Origin of the sequence: Alcaligenes sp. (genome assembly GCF_050255915.1) — a bacterium.
Lineage (GTDB): Bacteria > Pseudomonadota > Gammaproteobacteria > Burkholderiales > Burkholderiaceae_B > Alcaligenes > Alcaligenes aquatilis.
In genome coordinates, this window is sequence record NZ_JBFWIQ010000001.1 from 20,125 (window position 1) to 35,795 (window position 15,671).

A 15,671-nucleotide genomic window follows, 5' to 3' on the forward strand; every position below is an offset into this window, starting at 1 on the left:
GTATCTTTATCCTGAAAAGTGCGGGTTAAAGAATTTTGTGCGGCGCTGCTATGGCGCCATTCACTTGGCGATACGTATTTGTCGCGTGTCCCTTTCAACGGCAAGGAGTTATTTATGGCTACCAAGAAAAGTCTGGAAAACAGCGGAGACAAATTCATCGAGGAAGTGAAAGCGAGCTTGGATGAAGCAGAACAACTGATGCGTGAAGCAGCCGAAGCCACGGGCGACAAAGCCGGTGAATTGCGGGAAAAAGCCTTGCGCTCATTGCGTCTGACCCGGGATTCCTTGCACGATGCCCAGGAAGCGGTGGTTGATCACAGCCTGCGTGCAGCCAAAGCAACCGACAATTATGTCCACGACAAGCCCTGGCAAGCTATTGGCGTGGCCGGTATTGTGGGCCTGATGTTCGGCATGCTGATCAGTCGTCGTTAATCTGTCTGTGCTCTGCGCTGCGGGCCTTTCGTAGGGCTGCAGCAGCATAAAAAGCGACCCTGCCGATCTGGACTTTGCCGTCCAGATCGGCAGCCTTTTAGAAACCAGGCTCTTGTCCTTGCAGGTAAGGACAAGATGTCGCAGAGCAGGGATAAATCATGGCGCTTAGGCAAACTATCAGTCAGCTTGGTTCTACCTTGATAGGAGCTGTCAGTACTCGGCTGGAGCTGTTTGCTCTGGAGGCCGGCCAGCAAAAGGCGAGCCTGATCACTATTTTCACTATGGTGTTTGGCGCACTGCTGTTCTCCACTCTGGCGGTGCTGGTGTTTAGCTTGTTGCTGGCCTTGTACTTCTGGCCTACGGAGTATCGTTACTGGGCCTTGGGGGGACTGGTCGTTTTGTATGCCGGTTTGGGAGTGGGGCTTTTCCTGGCCGTACGTCGTCGTCTGACGACAGGTCCAATTCCTTTTTCAGCGACCTTGTCCGAGCTGCGTCGCGATGTCGCGTTTATTGAGCGCTTGAGGGATTCCGAGGGAGACGGGAAATGAGCACGAAGCAAGAGAGCATGTCCGCCCAGGAGCGGGCGGTGCGTATTGAACTGTTGCGAGTCCGCGCCTCCTTGGAGCGGCAGGCCATGTCGTCCCAGATCCATTCCCTGGGGGAAGATTTAAGCCCCGGCAACTTGTGGAACAGCGTCAAGCCGTCGGGTTTGAGCATGGGCGGTGTGGTGGCCAGTGCATTGTCCTTGTCACGCCGTTATCCGTTTCTGTTATCTGGTGCCTCGGCGGTGCTCAGTAGCTTTGGCGGGCGCTGGCTGCGTATCGGAGCCTTGGCTCTGGGAGCCTGGAAATTGTTTGATGCTTCCAAGTCGGCACGCGAGCAAGCACGCAATGTTCTGGTTCCGGTACGGCGCAAAACCGATGCGAACGAGTAAGTCTGTTTGTATTTTCAAAAACCGGCCCAGGCCGGTTTTTTTATGCGCGCTTGAGGGACCCCGTGTTCAGCCGACTGGTTTTTGAAGACGGCAAGGCTTATGCTCCGATAATAAATAATTTCAGAACAAAGCTAGCCACATCAGGAGACATAGCCCGTTATGCAGGTGCCATTACTGAATGCCTTAAGAACCTTTACGGTATCCGCGCAAAGGTTGAACTTTACCAAGGCGGCAGAAGACCTGCTGGTCTCTCCTTCGGCAGTCAGTCACCAGATCAAGGTGCTGGAGGAGTATCTGGGCTGCAAGCTGTTTCTGCGTAAAAACCGTTCCCTGGAGTTGACGGATCAGGGCCAGTTTTTGTTCGACCGTTTGCAGCGGCCTTTTTACGAGATCAATCAGGCCTTGAGTGAATTGCGCATGCCGCACGGCAAGAGCCGCATCAATCTGTCCCTGCGGCCCTTTGTGTCCAGCATGTGGTTTACCGGGCAACTGGGGGATTTCTGGTTGAAGCATCCGGACATTGAAATCAACTTGCTGCACAGGTTGCAGGCACCGGACTTTTTCAGGGACAACATCAATTTTGCAATTGTCTGGGGCAAGCAGGGCGACTGGCCGCAGTTGCAGACCTTGCGCATCATTCCCGGCAATTTGACGCCTGTGTGTGCGCCGTCTTATTTGCAAGCGCATGGCCAGATCACATTTCCGGCGGATCTGAACCAGCATGTGCTGATTCACGAAGAAAATCAGCTTTGTTGGGAGCAGTGGTTACGCAAGGCGGCGGGGCAGGAGCTGACGGCCAAGAAGAGCTTTCACATTGATGACACCAATGTACGCATGAATGCCGTCTTGAACGGCCAAGGGGTGATGCTGGGCTGTCCGGCCTTGCTGCAACCTTTGATCGACAAGAAAGAGATCGTCCAGCTTTTCGATGTTTGCCTGGAAGAGTACGCTTATTTCCTGGCCTACCCCAAGGAGGCGAACCTTAGCCGACAGGAGCAGGAGTTTGTGGATTGGGTCGCGTCGATTGCAATTCGTTAGGCGGTAGTTGATTGGCGACGCCCCTATACTGCGTTCGGTGACTGGGCTTTCTTTGTTCTTTGCTGACCGTGTCGCTGTGCCTGCGTCTTTAAAAAACCTGCAAATATGCAGGTTTTTTTATGTATCGGCCTTCCCGAACCAGGCTGGATGCACATCGCACATCGCACATCGTTCATTGCTCATTTTTCATCGATCAGGGTGTGGAAACCCGATCTGACGCGCGTGGCTGGAGGTTTTATCAAGCTCCGCCTAGTTCTCACACCGCTCATCCCTGGTTCCAAATGGCTGACACGCAGCCCTCAATCGGGCTTTACGTCGTCAAGAACGGCCTCATTTTGTAGTGATTGCGATCCACCGCTTTCCCTTAGTCCAATTCAACAACAAAAAAAACTCATCGTTCCGTCAAATTTGCTCAATTTTCAAGGGTCGCTCCCTGTCGCATGATTGGCCTGACCTAATAAAAGCCATTCATGGTGCTCATGCAAACCAGAGGAGATATTGAGATGACTCCCGCTCTACGCTCACCCATTGCGATTGAAGAATTTGACCGCAGCTACTTTCAGCAGGAAACCGATGAGGTTTTCGCCTTGCCCCCCGAGTGTTTCAACTCGGAAGAGTTTTTTCAGTTCGAACTGAATGCCGTCTGGAAAAAACAGTGGTTCTGTGTGGGCCGTGCGACTGACATTCCCAATGCTGGTGACTTTTTCACCTTTGACGTAGGTAATGATGCGCTGTTCGCTATCCGCACTCGTGAAGGTGGCATCAATGTGCTATCCAACGTCTGTCGTCACCGCAATATGCTGTTGCTGGAAGGGGCAGGGAATGTGCGCCGTATCAGTTGCCCTTTGCACGCCTGGGTCTACAACATGGAAGGTGAACTGGTTTCCGCCCCTGGTCTGACTGATACCGGCGCCAGCTTTGACCCCAAGAGCGTCTGTCTGCCCAAAATCCGTGCCGAGGTTTGGGAAGGCTTCATCTTCATCAACTACGACGCCATGGCGCCTGCCTTGCATACCCGCCTGGGCAATTTGGGTAAGCAACTGGCGAACTACCGCATGTCCGAGTTGAAGTCCTCGGAGCCTCTGAAGATGGAGAGCTTCGACTGGAATTGGAAGATCTTCAATGACGAGTGCTACCACTGCAGCTTCCTGCATGCTTCGTCCTGGGGCGGCATGTACGAAACCAATCCGGATCGTGTCGATGAAACTGCTGTCTTTAATGACGTAGCCAATGGCATTGTGTCCTACAACCTGCTCTCCACCCACAAGGACGCCGCGCCGACGCATACCGGTTCCATCTTGCAGCCGCCCATGGATGGTCTGACCGATCAGGAGCGGACCCAGCTTTCTTACGTGACGGTGGCTCCTAACCTCTTGCTGGTGGCCATGCCCGATAAGGTGAAGTACTTCATGTGGCTACCCAAAAGCGCCAAGCAATCGACCTACGGCGTGTCCTGGATGTATCCGCAAGAAACACTGGAGCGCGAGGATCACAAAGAGAAGTTCGATCAGGAACACGATGATTTGTACCCCGTGATGATCGAGGATTTGTTTGCCTGGCGTCGTTCGCATCAGGGCATGCAATCGAACTTTGCCTCCCGTGGCCGCTTGACCAATGAAGAGCTGGTCATCAAGCGTTTGCAAAACTGGCTGATTGATCTGTACCGCGCCGAAGAGCGCCGTGCGGACGAGCAAAGCCGGGTACTGCCGATCCGAGCGATTGCCTAAGGGAGCAGGAGCAGCATCATGCAGCAAACTTTGCAAACACGCGTGCTGAAGAAAACCAGGCTGTCAGAGCGCGTTGTGGGTCTGACTCTGGGTTTGCAAAACGGGGGCGCGTTTCCCGTCTGGGAGCCAGGGGCGCACATTGAGCTGGAACTGGCGGTGTCGCAGACCGAGCCGCTTTACCGTCAGTATTCGCTGTGTGGCCAACAGGCCAATACCCGCGAATGGCAAATTGCCGTTCTGAAAGAGGATGCCGGGCGGGGCGGCTCTGCGTATATCCATGAGGTATTGCAGGAAGGTGATGCACTGGCCGTCAGCATTCCGAAAAATCACTTTCCCTTTGCTGCAAACAAGAAGTGCTTCTTTATTGCCGGGGGCATAGGCATCACGCCTATCGTGCCCATGGTCCAGGCCGCTGCGGCAGCGGGTCTGGACTGGCACTTGCTGTATCTGGCAAGAAACGCAGCGGATTTTATTTTTCTGCAAGAGCTGCAAGAAGTGGATGGCGCGCGTATCACCACGCATGCCTCCAATCAGGACGGTCTGTTTGATCTGCAAGGCGCATTGCAAGCGCTGGATGCGCAAACCGTCGTTTATTCCTGCGGTCCGCAGCCTTTGCTGACCGCCTTGGAAAACTATCAACAGGAACAGGCCGATATTGGCTGGCAACTGGTGCTGGAGCGCTTCTCGGTAGAGACCGATCCGGCCATGTTGCAAGGCAAGGGCTTTACCGTGACCCTGAAGAAGTCGGGCAAAAGCATCGCGGTAGCGGGGGATGAAACGATTCTGGCCGCCTTGAAACGGGAAGGCATACGGGTCAAGTGCTCATGCCAGAACGGCACCTGCGGCACCTGCGAGACCGTAGTGATTTCCGGCTTGCCGGAGCATCGGGATTTTGTGCTGTCGCCAGAAGAACGGCGGCTGAATGAAACCATGATGATCTGCGTTTCGCGCGCCTTGTCGGCTGAATTGGTTTTGGATCTATAACAATAAACAGGAGAAACACCATGAAGAAAGTGGTGGTTACAGGTGGCTCGGGCCGTGTGGGCTCGTACGTCGTACAGCAATTGATGCAGACCATGGATGTGGTCGTGGCGGATCTGAAACCCAGCCAGCATCAGGTTTCTTTTATTCAAACGGATGTGATGGATCTGGAGGCCGTGCGTGCGGCCACCAAAGACGCCGATGCCGTGATTCACCTGGCGGCGATTGATTTCGACTGGAAGGCTGCTGAGGAGCAGTACATCAACGTGAATGTGCGCGGCACCTGGCATGTGCTGCAAGCCTGTCGTGAAAACGGCGTCAAGAAAGTGGTGCTGTGTTCCAGTATTTCAGCCTGCGGTCTGTCGGAGATGCGCGCCGATTGGAAACCTCAGTATCTGCCTGTAGACGAGGCCCATGAAAACAAGCCTTATCAGGCCTACAGCGTCAGCAAGATTGTCATGGAGCAGATGGCAAAAAGCTTTAGCGATGCCAGCGATATGGAAGTGATCTGCCTGCGTCCGCTGGCCGTGGTGCTGCCGGAAACCATTGCCGAGTACATCCAGTTCGTTGACAGCCCGCAGCGCAACTGGCTGTTTTATTACATCTGGGCTGCGGATCTGGCGCGTGCTTTTGAGGCCGCCGTGAATCTGCAAGGTTTGCGCTACGGCGTGTTTTTCATCAGCGCAGACGATAGCTCCCACCCTCTGGCAACCACAGACTGGTATCAGCAGATTATTGGCCCTGTGCCTGAAATCAAGAACCCGCGCTGGTATCAGAACAATCCCCGTGCCTCTATTTTCAGCAGCCATGCGGCCAAGGAAATTCTGGGCTGGCAGCCAAGTACGGATTTTCAGCAATTGCGCCAGGAATACGCGGTGGAAAAAGACCTGGCGTGAAACGTCCAGGCGTTCTTGACGAACAAATTGAATACGGAGACTTGAGCATGACGGGCATTAAAACCGGCACCTTGGATTGGACGGGTGACAACCCTTTTATTTATTTGAAGACCGACCCTGAGCAGGATTGGTCGTCCTTGTCCCTGTACTTTCGCATTGCCAGCTCGGCGTATGGCAGCGGCCAGGCCATCCTGGTTCTGGACAAGCCCTACGAGGACGGGCAGGACAGCGACGCACGTTTGCTGATTACAGACAACCAGCCTTTGGCCGAGTATCTGGTACGGGATTTTGTGCGCCATTTTGGCTTGTTTCGCAAGGCGGTGGCGCTGGATAAGTTGCAGGTCTTGGGTGACGGCGTTTTCCAGACGGTGAACCGTTTCCCTGAGCTGGTCAGCGAGTCTGTCTCCTCCGCCAGTGCAGGTCTGACGGTGGAATTGCAATGGCATCAAATGACGCAGCCCGCGATTTGTGTGGACCTGCCGCAAAGCCAGACCCAAACCCAGAAGCACGAAATGATGTGTGTATTCCATCCGGCGCAGCAAGCCAGAGTGCTGATCAATGGCAAGGCCTTGCCAGGCAACACCATAGAGCGAGACTTTAACGGCTCGCGTGCGCAGTCCGCCAGCCTGGCGAACAGTGAAACCTGGGTGCGCGTAGCGTAAGGAGACGATATGGCTCAGCATGTAGAGACGCAGGCCGTGATGCCAGCCTGGACGGGAGTCCGTCCCCTGCAATCCATTTTGTCCTCGCAAAGCCGCCTGGTCTTGCATGCCGGGCCACCGTTTCGGGATGCGCAGGAGCTGCCTGCCGCAATCCGAAATTCGGTTTTGATCGGCATTCTGTATGAGGGCTGGGCGGGCAACAAACAAGAGGCGCAAGCCTTGCTGGACGCAGGGGGCGTGCAACTGGCTCCCGCGCAGGATTACGGCGTGGTGGTGCCATTGGCCGGAGTCGTCACGCCGTCCATGTATTTGATTGAGGTCAGCGACAGCAATCAGCCCGAAAACAAGAAGTACTCGGTGCTGAATGAAGGCATGCAGTGGTGCACCCGCCTGGGTGTTTTTGCTGATGAAATGGTGCCGCATCTGCGTTGGCTGCATCAGGATTTGGGCGCACGGCTGGCTGCACAGTTTCAGGGACTGGTAGATCTGGCCCCCATCGTCCAGGCTTCCTTGCTCAATGGTGATGATGGCCATGCTCGTACCATGCATGGCTCCAGGCAACTGGCCGACATTATTGTCTCCTGGGGCATTAATGACCAAGCCAGCCAGAGCTTTCTGTACGGTGCGATGGCCTGGGCCTTGAATTACTGGATGGCCGCCAGTGCCTTGATTCTGGCAAACCAGACGCCCGCTGATGGCGCGGATACTATCGTTAAAGTCGGCGGCAATGGCTTGCGCTTTGGTCTGCAATTGGCCAGTTCGACAACTTGGTTGGTTACGGATGCCCCTGTTATTGCTGGCAATAAAGAACCCGGCAATGAACAGGCAAACGCGCTGGGAGCCTTGGGCGATAGTGCGGTGGTGGATTTTGTAGGGCTGGGTGGTCAGTGTCTGGATCTGGCCGGGATTAGTGCGAAGAATTTGCATGCCTTTTTGCCCTCGAACTACCTGACTCGTCAAAGCCTGTTTCTGAAAACCCGCTTGCCCTTTTTGGCCGGGCGCAATGGCATCAGTGATTTTGCGCAAGTGATTGCCAGCAATACCGGGCCTTTGGTGTTGCTGGGCATGATCGACGGTGCCGGAGAGCGCGGTCGTATTGGCGGTGGAGTGGCGACGGTGGATGCCTCTTTATTTCAAGCTCTCAAGGAGTGGCAGCATGAAACGACAGTGGTTTAAGCTGCCTTTGCATCAATTGCTGCACGCTCTGCATACGGGCGAAGCCAGTCTGCCGGAGATCGTGGCTTCTTTCTACGAGCGCATTGCCACACGCGATGACAAGATTGGTGCCTGGCAGTATCTGATTGATCAAGACGACTATCTGGCCGAGTACGAAAGCCGCAGCGATTTTTACAAGGCTTCGCCCTTGATGGGCCTGCCCTTTGCGGTCAAGGACGTAATTGATACGGCCGGTATTCCCACCACAATGGGCTCAGCCATTCACCAGGATCGGATTCCGGATATGGATGCTTCCTGCGTTACCGCGATGAAAGCGGCAGGCGGCATTTTGATGGGCAAGACGGTCACAACCGAGTTTGCTTACTTTCAGGCTGGCAAGACGAATAACCCGCATGATGCTGAACGTACACCCGGCGGCTCCTCCAGCGGCTCTGCTGCTGCCGTGGCCGATTTCATGGTGCCGGTAGCCTTCGGCACACAGACGGCGGCATCGGTCATACGGCCCGCATCCTACTGCGGCTGCATTGGCTATGTAGGCAGCAAGAACGAGTTTTCCTTGCGTAATATTCAACCGCTGGCGCAGTCGCTGGATTCTTTGGGCATACTCAGCAACGATGTGCTCGACACGCTCTTGCTGCGCAATATCCTGCTGCACAAACCCTTGAGTTTGAGCACGCCGGGAGCGCAGGCGGCTTGTGTGTTCGGTGTTTTCTCTGGGCAAGCATTGGGCGAAGTTCAGGGCAAGATGCTGGAGACCTTGCAGGCGTGCCAGAAGGATTTGTCGGAACAGGGACATACGTTGGTTGATTTCCCCTTGCAGGATGCCGTCGTTGAGTTGACGGCCTTGCATGCCCAGATCATGGCTTATGAAGTGGCCCGGAATCTGGTGTACGAGCAACAGCAGCATGAAACCTTGAGTGCCCATATGCAGTCCTTGATGAGCACGGGTCTGGCTTTTCCCTACATGGAGTACATTGCTGCCTTGCAAAGAGCGGACACGCTCAAACAGGCAGTGTTGCAGTGGTTTGCAGATAGTGGGGCGGATTTCATTCTGGCGCCTGCGGCAGCCGGTGTTGCGCCTTATAAAACCGAAGGAACGGGGGCGCCATTCATGAGTCGTGCCTGGCAGTTATTGGGCTTGCCCGTGGTGTCCTTGCCTTTGGGTTATTTCCAGAAACTGCCCATGGGTTTGCAGTTGATTGGTAAACCGCATCAGGATGATGTTTTGCTTTTACAGGCGCGTCAGTTGCAGCAGCGCTTTTTAAATAGCAGCTCAGTGCTGACGGTGTAGATTTCTTTTTTCTTTTAGGCGTCCTGTTTTTACAGGGCGCTTTTTTTTTAGGCTGCGTTTTTTTATAGTTTTGGCAGCAGATACTTTTCAAATAACCATTTCAAACCATACAGCGCCCCGAAAATAATCGCGGCAATGGCCAGGAAATCCGCGCTGAAAACGCTTTGCTGTTTGTGGGACAGCTCCATATAGACGTGCTCGTCAGCGGGCCGGGCATAAGTCATGGGAACGGCAGCCTTGGGCAGAGTGGCTTGCAGGACGACATAGCTGCCATCGTCGGCCGCTTGCATCAGCAGCTCGTCTACCTGCGTGGGGGCCAGACCGTCGTGATGTCCTGGTTTGCACAGCTGCCGGGCTCCTTGGGCCCAGTTGTCACTGCTTTCGGGGCAGTAGGCCTGGATGCTGTAGCCATTGCTGAATTGAACCGTCAGCCACCCTTGGGCATGCGAGTTGGCGTCGCTGCTTACGGTTACGTTGGTGAGGCTGATGGTGGTCATGGTGCAAATTCCTTGGGCAGTGCAAGCGTATTCTTCTGCCTGCTTAAGGCAGGAGGTGAGTCTATATTTGACGCGGGCTATAGAAGGCTATTCTATAGAAGCCGGTATGGTAATACGGTTTCTGTATAGGCAGAATCAGCTTTATGTGAATTGCTTTTAATGTAAATCAATGCTCTTTTTCCATAAAAAAACAGCCCTGTAAAACAGGGCTGTTGATAGCGGAAAACCAGCAGGAATAAAGAAGGCTTAACTGGCGCTTGCCTTGCCTATGCTGACTGCCGGTTTGGCATCATGAGCCGGTTCGGTGTGATAGCGGCGTAAAGGCTTGTTGGCGGTTTCGGGCATCAGCACCGTCACCCAGAAAAAGCACAGAACCGCGACCACCGTGACATAAAACGCCGGGGCCAGATAGCTGCCTGTCTGCGCCGTCAGCCAGATGGCCAGGTACGGTGCAGTACCACCAAAAATCGCGAAGGTGATGTTGTAGCACATGCTGGAAGCGGTATAGCGCATGTCGGTGGGGAACATCTCCGAGAGCAGAGTGACGGCCACCACACTGGCTGCCACCTGACCAATACCGATAATCAGCATGCCGAAAATAGCGGCCTCCAAAGAAGCTCCCTTGCTGACGATCATATAGGCCGGAATGGTGAACAGCGCATGCCAGACAGCGGCAAATTGCATCATGCGACGGCGGCCCACCCGGTCCGAGATCACACCGGCAAGCGGGGTCAGGGCAGTGACGAACAGCAGGGCAACCATGTTCGCGGTCAGGGACTGGACGGAGGACAAGCCAATGACCGTGCGCAGGAAGGTGTTCATATAGGTAGAGAAAATGTAGAAGGACAGGGCGTACAGCACGATAAAGCCACCCAGCTTCACAATATTGGAACCCTCTGCCTTGAACACCTGAGAAGCGCTGTAGCTGAGCTGACCTTTCTTTTCCGCACGCATCTGCTGGAACTCGGGCGATTCGGCCAGGTGGTCGCGAATGAAAAAGGCCACGATGCCCATGGGAACGGCCAGCAGGAAGATGGTGCGCCAGCCCCAATCGCCCATGGCCTCGGTGCCAACAATGGCGGCCAGACCGGCGCTGATCCCTGCTGCCAGTGCAAACGCAAAGTAGGTGGCGCCGGACATGGCCCAGGCGTAGGAGTTGCGCTTGTTCATGGGGCTGTGTTCAACGGTGTAGATGGTGGCGCCTGTATATTCGCCACCGGCCGACAGCCCCTGAATACAGCGGATGATGATCAGCAGAACCGGAGCCCAGATGCCAATGCTGTCATAGGTTGGAATCAGACCAATGGCCGCGGTCGAGCCGGACATCAGCAAGACGGTCAGGGCCAGAATCTTTTTGCGGCCAATACGGTCGCCCAGCCTGCCAAAGTAGATACCGCCCAGGGGACGGACAATAAAGGACACCAGAAATACTGCAAAGGTGGCCAGCAAGCCCGCCATCTTGTCTTCCGTGGGGAAGAAGTTTTGTGCAATGTACACGGCCATATAGCCGAACAAGGCAAAGTCGAACCATTCAACGATCGTACCGGCCGCTGAACCCATCATTACTTTCTTGATGTGACCCGTATCGGTATGTTCCGATTCGGCCACGGTGCTTTCCCTTTGCATACTTATGTCTCCTCAAGTATTGGGACTATCTGTTTTTTGAAATCAAACCCTGTGGGGGTAGCTGGTTTTTTTATTATTTATACGTGTCTGTCTTTTCTTGGTATTGGTTGAAAGCTCGGTTAGAGCATCGGCTGCAACAGGATGAGTTCCTCCTTTCTGTGGGGCTGGGCATCCGCTCCTGGCATGCTTGCAAAGCGCCATCCAGTGCGTGCTAGATAAGCTAATCCTCTGCAAATTGCTTGTCCATTCACTATTCGCGCACTATTATTGATCGCGATGTTATCAATCTAAAAAATGAGCGAAACCATGATTCCCGCACGCCTGGACTTGCATCACCTGCGCGCCTTTAAAACGGTGGCCGAACAGTTGCATTTCAAGAAGGCGGCGGAGCGGTTGCACATCACGCAACCGGGGCTGACGCGCATCATCAAAAAGCTGGAAGAGGACTTGCAGGTGGATCTGTTTGAACGCAGCACCCGCCAAGTCAGGCTGACAGCGGCAGGCTTTTTGCTGCTGCAGGAAATCGAGCAGGTTTTTGTGCATCTGGAGCGCGGTATCGAACTGGCCCAGAAAGCCAAGTTTGGCGATATCGGACACCTGATCATTGCCTATAACGACTACGCGGTGCAGGACGTGTTACCCAGAACGCTGGAGCACTTCAAGCAGCAGTATTCGAACATCACAACCGATTTGTTATATATGCCCACGCAGCAGCAAATTCAGGGCTTGCAGCAGGGCAGCCTGGACCTGGGCTTTGGCTTTGCTTTCTCTGATGACCCCGAAGAGCTGGGCGTGCAGTGGAAGCCGGTCTGTCATGATGACCCTATCGTTCTTTTGCAGAGCGATCACCCTTTGGCAAAGGAAAAATCCATCCCCTTGGTGGAACTGGCCAATGAGCGTTTTGTGGTGGGCAGCAAGACGCATTGGCAGGTCTGGCGGCGCTATTTTTATTCACTGTGCCGACATGCTGGTTTTCATCCCAATTCCGTGCAGGAAGCCAGCACCATTACCGGCATCATGAGCATGGTGGCGGCCAATATTGGCATTGCTGTCTTGTCGCAGTCCTTGCGCAAGTACGTACACCGTGATTTGGTGGCCATTGATCTGGACTTATCGGGGCAGCATCCGCAGTCCTTCATCAACATCATGTGGCAGGAAAGCAATGCCAATCCCTGTGTGCCTTTATTCATCCAGACCATCTCGTCGGAGCTGATGGCGGCCAGTGCGTAAGGCTTGAGTATTTCTCATGGACCCTTGATGAGCGGTCATGATGCAAGGGGGGCGGTTTTGCTACATTGCAATTTTCCACCCTCTGCCCCTCGCTATGAGCACTTCCGAAATACAGTTTGGCCTTGATCATGTCATGTTGCGCGTCCTGGATCTGGAACAATCCCTGGCGTTCTACCGCGATATTCTGGGCATGCATGTTGTGCGCCATACGGACTATGAGTCCGGCCGCTTCACCAATGTGTTTCTCAGTTTTGATCAGGGCACGCAGTCCAGTCTGGAGCTCACTTGGAATTGGGATCAAAAAGAGTCGTATGAGAAGGGCGGGGCTTTTGGTCATCTGGCCTTGATGGTCCAGGACGTGCATCAGGCCGTGCGTTATCTGGAAGAGCAGGGCGTCAGGGTCAAGACGCCTCCCAAGCAGATGAATCACGGCAAACGCACGATTGCCTTTGTGCTTGACCCGGATGAGTACCTGATTGAGCTGGTGGAGCCGCTGGCCTTGCCGTCCTGATATTGGTTTCGGGTTACGTGTTGAATAGCCCGCTTTGATGAGCTGAATAAAACAAAGACCATGCACCCTTGCGGTGATGGTCTTTGTTTATTTTTGAATGCGCCGGATGAAGGTGCGTTCTGGTTTACAGCCCCAGCGATCCCCACACATCGTCCACTTTTTTCTTGGTGGCCTCATCCATCTTGATAGGCGTACCCCATTCGCGCTGGGTTTCTCCGGGCCACTTGTTGGTGGCATCCATGCCCATCTTGCCGCCTAGTCCCGATACCGGCGAGGCAAAGTCCAGATAGTCGATAGGTGTGTTCTCCACCAGCACGGTGTCGCGCACCGGGTCCATACGGGTAGTCATGGCCCAGATCACTTCTTTCCAGTCACGCGTGTTCACATCCTCGTCCACCACGACGATGAACTTGGTGTACATGAACTGGCGCAAGATGCTCCAGACGCCAAACATCACGCGCTTGGCATGACCTGCGTATTGCTTGCGAATCGACACGACGGCCAGGCGATAGCTGCAGCCTTCGGGTGGCAGGTAGAAATCCACAATTTCAGGCAATTGCTTGCGCAGGAGGGGCACAAAGACTTCGTTCAGTGCCACGCCCAGAACGGCAGGTTCATCGGGTGGTTTGCCAGTGTAGGTGCTGTGGTAAATCGGGTTACGGCGCATGGTGATGCGTTCAACGGTAAAGACCGGGAACCAGTCCTGCTCGTTGTAGTAGCCGGTGTGGTCGCCGTAAGGGCCTTCCAGTGCCATTTCATAGCTGCTGTCTGCGGGCGGTTTCATGCCTTCGGGCACGTCGGGGGCCAGAGCTTCCGGGTGATCGCTGGGTAGAATATGGCCTTCCAGCACAATCTCGGCCCAGGCGGGCACGGATAGGTCGCTCCCCAAGGCTTTGGCCACTTCGGTGCGCGAGCCGCGTAGCAAACCGGCAAATTGGTATTCGGACAGGCTATCGGGCACGGGGGTGACTGCACCCAGAATAGTTGCAGGGTCAGTGCCCAGAGCCACAGCAATCGGGAAGGGTTTGCCGGGGTTGGTCAGGGCGTGATCGCGGAAATCCAGCGCCCCGCCTCGGTGGGACAACCAGCGCATGATCAGCTTGTTGCGGCCAATCAGTTGCTGGCGATAAATGCCCAGGTTCTGGCGTTTGGCATGGGGGCCTTTGGTAATCACCAAGCCCCAGGTCAGCAAGGGGGCCACGTCGCCGGGCCAGCATAGTTGCAAGGGGATCTGGTTCAGGTCCACATCCTTGCCTTCCAGCACCACTTCCTGACAAGCGGGAGAGCGAACGTTCTTGGGGCTCATATCCCACAGGGCGGACTTGAGCATGGACACTTTGGACAGCGCATCGCGCATTCCGGTGGGCGCTTGCGGCTCTTTCAGATTGGCCAGCAGTTCGCCAGTGTCGCGTAATGCCGACACATCCTGCGCGCCCATACCCCAGGCGACGCGTTGCGGCGTACCGAACAAATTGGCCAAGACCGGCATGGCAGCTTTAGCGCCTTGATGCTGGGCGTTCTCAAACAAAAGCGCCGGACCACCGGCACGCAGTACCCGGTCACTGATTTCAGTCATTTCCAGCGAGGTGGAAATTGGCTGCGTAATCCGCTTCAGATCGCCCTTGGCTTCCAACTGGGCAATAAAGTCTCTCAAGTCACGGTATTTCACAGAAGAACGGGGCTCCGCTTGCAGATATTTTTGGTTAAGACCTTGAACAGGTTCTAAGGTTAACATCGGGCAGTTAGCAATACTAAGGATGATCCCATGGGCTTCCAAGATATGGACTATGTACTTAGTCGCTCGGCCCGCACCCTGACGTATCGCATCGGCGAGTTTGTGCACGTATGTGCCATGTACCTGGGCATTGCCGTACTGGTCACGATCGCAGCTTGTGTGGTTGTGCCATCGATGCGCGCTCAGTTTAACCAGCTTTACACCGGTCTCGTGCAAACCCTGCGCCCCGAGGCGCTGAAATACGATGCGTACAGCCAGGCAGTCTGGCCTGCGGATAAAACTCAGCCCAACCTGTCGGAAGGAGGCGAAGACTTGAGTCAGGCGGAGCAGCAGCAAGCGGTCTCTACCTATCAGGGCTTTATGAAGAATCTGCGTGCGTCGGTCACCGGGCAGCCTATTGCCGGCGTCACGGCGGCTCAGCAGCAGGCTTTGCGTAGTTACCTGGCGCGCAAGTACAAGATTGCCTATTCGGTGGCGGGTGCTTTGATTCACACCGCTTTTATTGTGGGCAAGGAAAAGAACCTGGACCCGCAACTGATTCTGGCGGTGATTGCCATTGAGTCGCGCTACAACCCCTATGCAGAAAGCCATGTGGGTGCGCAGGGCCTGATGCAGGTGATGACCAAAGTCCATAAAGAGAAGTTCGATATCTATATGGAAGGCACGCTGGCTGTGCTTAGCCCGGAAGCGAATATTCGGGTGGGCGGGCAGATTCTGTCGGACTGCATCCGTCGCCGTGGGTCTTTGGAGGGGGGGTTGGCCTGTTATGTGGGAGCCACCGGTCCTAGCGATGGTGGTTATGGCGCGAAGGTACTGGCTGAACGCCGTCGTATTGCCTTGGCCTCGGGTATTCCGATTCGGGCACGCTAAGCAGTCTGGATAGAAAAAGAAATCGGGCCTTGCGGCCCGAAATACTTTTATGGAATCGGGCTTGA

The 15,671-nt window shown here is 54.9% G+C and carries 16 protein-coding genes; 13 read left to right on the forward strand and 3 right to left on the reverse strand.

What is annotated here, in order from left to right:
• Positions 1–114 precede the first annotated feature (114 nt).
• The 10 genes from AB7E06_RS00110 to AB7E06_RS00155 all read left to right on the forward strand — a co-directional run bounded on the left by AB7E06_RS00110 (position 115) and on the right by AB7E06_RS00155 (position 9,137).
• On the forward strand, positions 115–432 hold the full coding sequence (locus AB7E06_RS00110; RefSeq protein WP_094195690.1) for a DUF883 family protein: 318 nt from the start codon (positions 115–117) through the stop codon (positions 430–432).
• A 158-nt stretch (positions 433–590) separates the two neighbouring features.
• Complete coding sequence (locus AB7E06_RS00115; protein WP_094195691.1) at positions 591–980, forward strand: phage holin family protein; 390 nt, start codon at positions 591–593, stop codon at positions 978–980.
• On the forward strand, positions 977–1,366 hold the full coding sequence (locus AB7E06_RS00120; RefSeq protein ID WP_094195692.1) for a hypothetical protein: 390 nt from the start codon (positions 977–979) through the stop codon (positions 1,364–1,366). The genes AB7E06_RS00115 and AB7E06_RS00120 overlap by 4 nt, the downstream gene beginning before the upstream one ends.
• 159 nt (positions 1,367–1,525) lie before the next feature.
• Entirely contained in the window at positions 1,526–2,404 is an 879-nt protein-coding gene (locus AB7E06_RS00125; protein ID WP_094195693.1) for a LysR substrate-binding domain-containing protein, read from the forward strand.
• Between the two features lie 503 nt (positions 2,405–2,907).
• Positions 2,908–4,131 (forward strand): aromatic ring-hydroxylating oxygenase subunit alpha, encoded by a 1,224-nt coding sequence (locus AB7E06_RS00130; protein WP_427954634.1) that lies wholly within the window; start codon positions 2,908–2,910, stop codon positions 4,129–4,131.
• Positions 4,132–4,149: 18 nt separating this feature from the next.
• A complete protein-coding gene (locus AB7E06_RS00135) occupies positions 4,150–5,115 on the forward strand; it encodes a PDR/VanB family oxidoreductase (RefSeq protein WP_249461200.1) in 966 nt (321 codons plus the stop codon).
• A 20-nt stretch (positions 5,116–5,135) separates the two neighbouring features.
• On the forward strand, positions 5,136–6,008 hold the full coding sequence (locus AB7E06_RS00140) for an NAD-dependent epimerase/dehydratase family protein (RefSeq protein WP_035271165.1): 873 nt from the start codon (positions 5,136–5,138) through the stop codon (positions 6,006–6,008).
• Positions 6,009–6,055: 47 nt separating this feature from the next.
• Positions 6,056–6,670, forward strand: a complete 615-nt coding sequence (locus AB7E06_RS00145; protein ID WP_108728757.1) for an NAD-dependent dehydratase — start codon at positions 6,056–6,058, stop codon at positions 6,668–6,670.
• 9 nt (positions 6,671–6,679) lie between these two features.
• Positions 6,680–7,846 (forward strand): DUF1116 domain-containing protein, encoded by a 1,167-nt coding sequence (locus AB7E06_RS00150; protein WP_427954638.1) that lies wholly within the window; start codon positions 6,680–6,682, stop codon positions 7,844–7,846.
• Positions 7,827–9,137: an amidase gene (locus AB7E06_RS00155; protein WP_094195697.1), complete on the forward strand. Its 1,311-nt coding sequence runs from the start codon at positions 7,827–7,829 to the stop codon at positions 9,135–9,137. The genes AB7E06_RS00150 and AB7E06_RS00155 overlap by 20 nt, the downstream gene beginning before the upstream one ends.
• A 62-nt stretch (positions 9,138–9,199) precedes the next feature.
• Here the strand turns inward: AB7E06_RS00155 and AB7E06_RS00160 are convergent, their stop codons facing one another.
• Both AB7E06_RS00160 and AB7E06_RS00165 read right to left on the reverse strand, forming a co-directional pair.
• A complete protein-coding gene (locus tag AB7E06_RS00160) occupies positions 9,200–9,634 on the reverse strand; it encodes a hypothetical protein (RefSeq protein ID WP_094195698.1) in 435 nt (144 codons plus the stop codon).
• A gap of 246 nt (positions 9,635–9,880) precedes the next feature.
• Positions 9,881–11,260 carry an MFS transporter gene (locus AB7E06_RS00165; RefSeq protein ID WP_427954641.1) on the reverse strand — a complete coding sequence of 460 codons (1,380 nt, stop codon included), beginning with the start codon at positions 11,258–11,260 and terminating at the stop codon, positions 9,881–9,883.
• 306 nt (positions 11,261–11,566) lie between these two features.
• On the opposite strand from AB7E06_RS00165, the gene AB7E06_RS00170 reads away from it, so the two are divergent.
• On the forward strand, positions 11,567–12,490 hold the full coding sequence (locus tag AB7E06_RS00170; protein WP_238988587.1) for a LysR family transcriptional regulator: 924 nt from the start codon (positions 11,567–11,569) through the stop codon (positions 12,488–12,490).
• 94 nt (positions 12,491–12,584) lie between these two features.
• On the forward strand, positions 12,585–13,001 hold the full coding sequence (gene gloA, locus AB7E06_RS00175) for a lactoylglutathione lyase (RefSeq protein WP_427954643.1): 417 nt from the start codon (positions 12,585–12,587) through the stop codon (positions 12,999–13,001).
• A 124-nt stretch (positions 13,002–13,125) separates the two neighbouring features.
• On the opposite strand, the gene AB7E06_RS00180 is transcribed toward gloA, so the two are convergent.
• Positions 13,126–14,670, reverse strand: coding sequence for a UbiD family decarboxylase (locus AB7E06_RS00180; protein WP_249461210.1), 1,545 nt, complete (start codon positions 14,668–14,670; stop codon positions 13,126–13,128).
• A gap of 96 nt (positions 14,671–14,766) precedes the next feature.
• Between AB7E06_RS00180 and AB7E06_RS00185 the strand changes: the two genes are divergently transcribed.
• The gene (locus tag AB7E06_RS00185) at positions 14,767–15,606 is read left to right on the forward strand and encodes a lytic transglycosylase domain-containing protein (protein WP_094195701.1); all 840 of its coding nucleotides are present in this window, start codon (positions 14,767–14,769) and stop codon (positions 15,604–15,606) included.
• Positions 15,607–15,671: the final 65 nt, after the last annotated feature.

Excerpts from the sequence above, each read along its gene's own strand:
- AB7E06_RS00160 (WP_094195698.1), bottom strand. The coding sequence starts at position 9,634 with ATGACCACCATCAGCCTCACCAACGTAACCGTAAGCAGCGACGCCAAC.
- AB7E06_RS00125 (WP_094195693.1), top strand. The coding sequence starts at position 1,526 with ATGCAGGTGCCATTACTGAATGCCTTAAGAACCTTTACGGTATCCGCG.
- gloA (WP_427954643.1), top strand. The coding sequence starts at position 12,585 with ATGAGCACTTCCGAAATACAGTTTGGCCTTGATCATGTCATGTTGCGC.
- AB7E06_RS00185 (WP_094195701.1), top strand. The coding sequence starts at position 14,767 with ATGGGCTTCCAAGATATGGACTATGTACTTAGTCGCTCGGCCCGCACC.
- AB7E06_RS00135 (WP_249461200.1), top strand. The coding sequence starts at position 4,150 with ATGCAGCAAACTTTGCAAACACGCGTGCTGAAGAAAACCAGGCTGTCA.
- AB7E06_RS00165 (WP_427954641.1), bottom strand. The coding sequence starts at position 11,260 with ATGCAAAGGGAAAGCACCGTGGCCGAATCGGAACATACCGATACGGGT.
- AB7E06_RS00145 (WP_108728757.1), top strand. The coding sequence starts at position 6,056 with ATGACGGGCATTAAAACCGGCACCTTGGATTGGACGGGTGACAACCCT.
- AB7E06_RS00110 (WP_094195690.1), top strand. The coding sequence starts at position 115 with ATGGCTACCAAGAAAAGTCTGGAAAACAGCGGAGACAAATTCATCGAG.
- AB7E06_RS00150 (WP_427954638.1), top strand. The coding sequence starts at position 6,680 with ATGGCTCAGCATGTAGAGACGCAGGCCGTGATGCCAGCCTGGACGGGA.
- AB7E06_RS00130 (WP_427954634.1), top strand. The coding sequence starts at position 2,908 with ATGACTCCCGCTCTACGCTCACCCATTGCGATTGAAGAATTTGACCGC.
- AB7E06_RS00115 (WP_094195691.1), top strand. The coding sequence starts at position 591 with ATGGCGCTTAGGCAAACTATCAGTCAGCTTGGTTCTACCTTGATAGGA.
- AB7E06_RS00120 (WP_094195692.1), top strand. The coding sequence starts at position 977 with ATGAGCACGAAGCAAGAGAGCATGTCCGCCCAGGAGCGGGCGGTGCGT.
- AB7E06_RS00170 (WP_238988587.1), top strand. The coding sequence starts at position 11,567 with ATGATTCCCGCACGCCTGGACTTGCATCACCTGCGCGCCTTTAAAACG.
- AB7E06_RS00140 (WP_035271165.1), top strand. The coding sequence starts at position 5,136 with ATGAAGAAAGTGGTGGTTACAGGTGGCTCGGGCCGTGTGGGCTCGTAC.
- AB7E06_RS00155 (WP_094195697.1), top strand. The coding sequence starts at position 7,827 with ATGAAACGACAGTGGTTTAAGCTGCCTTTGCATCAATTGCTGCACGCT.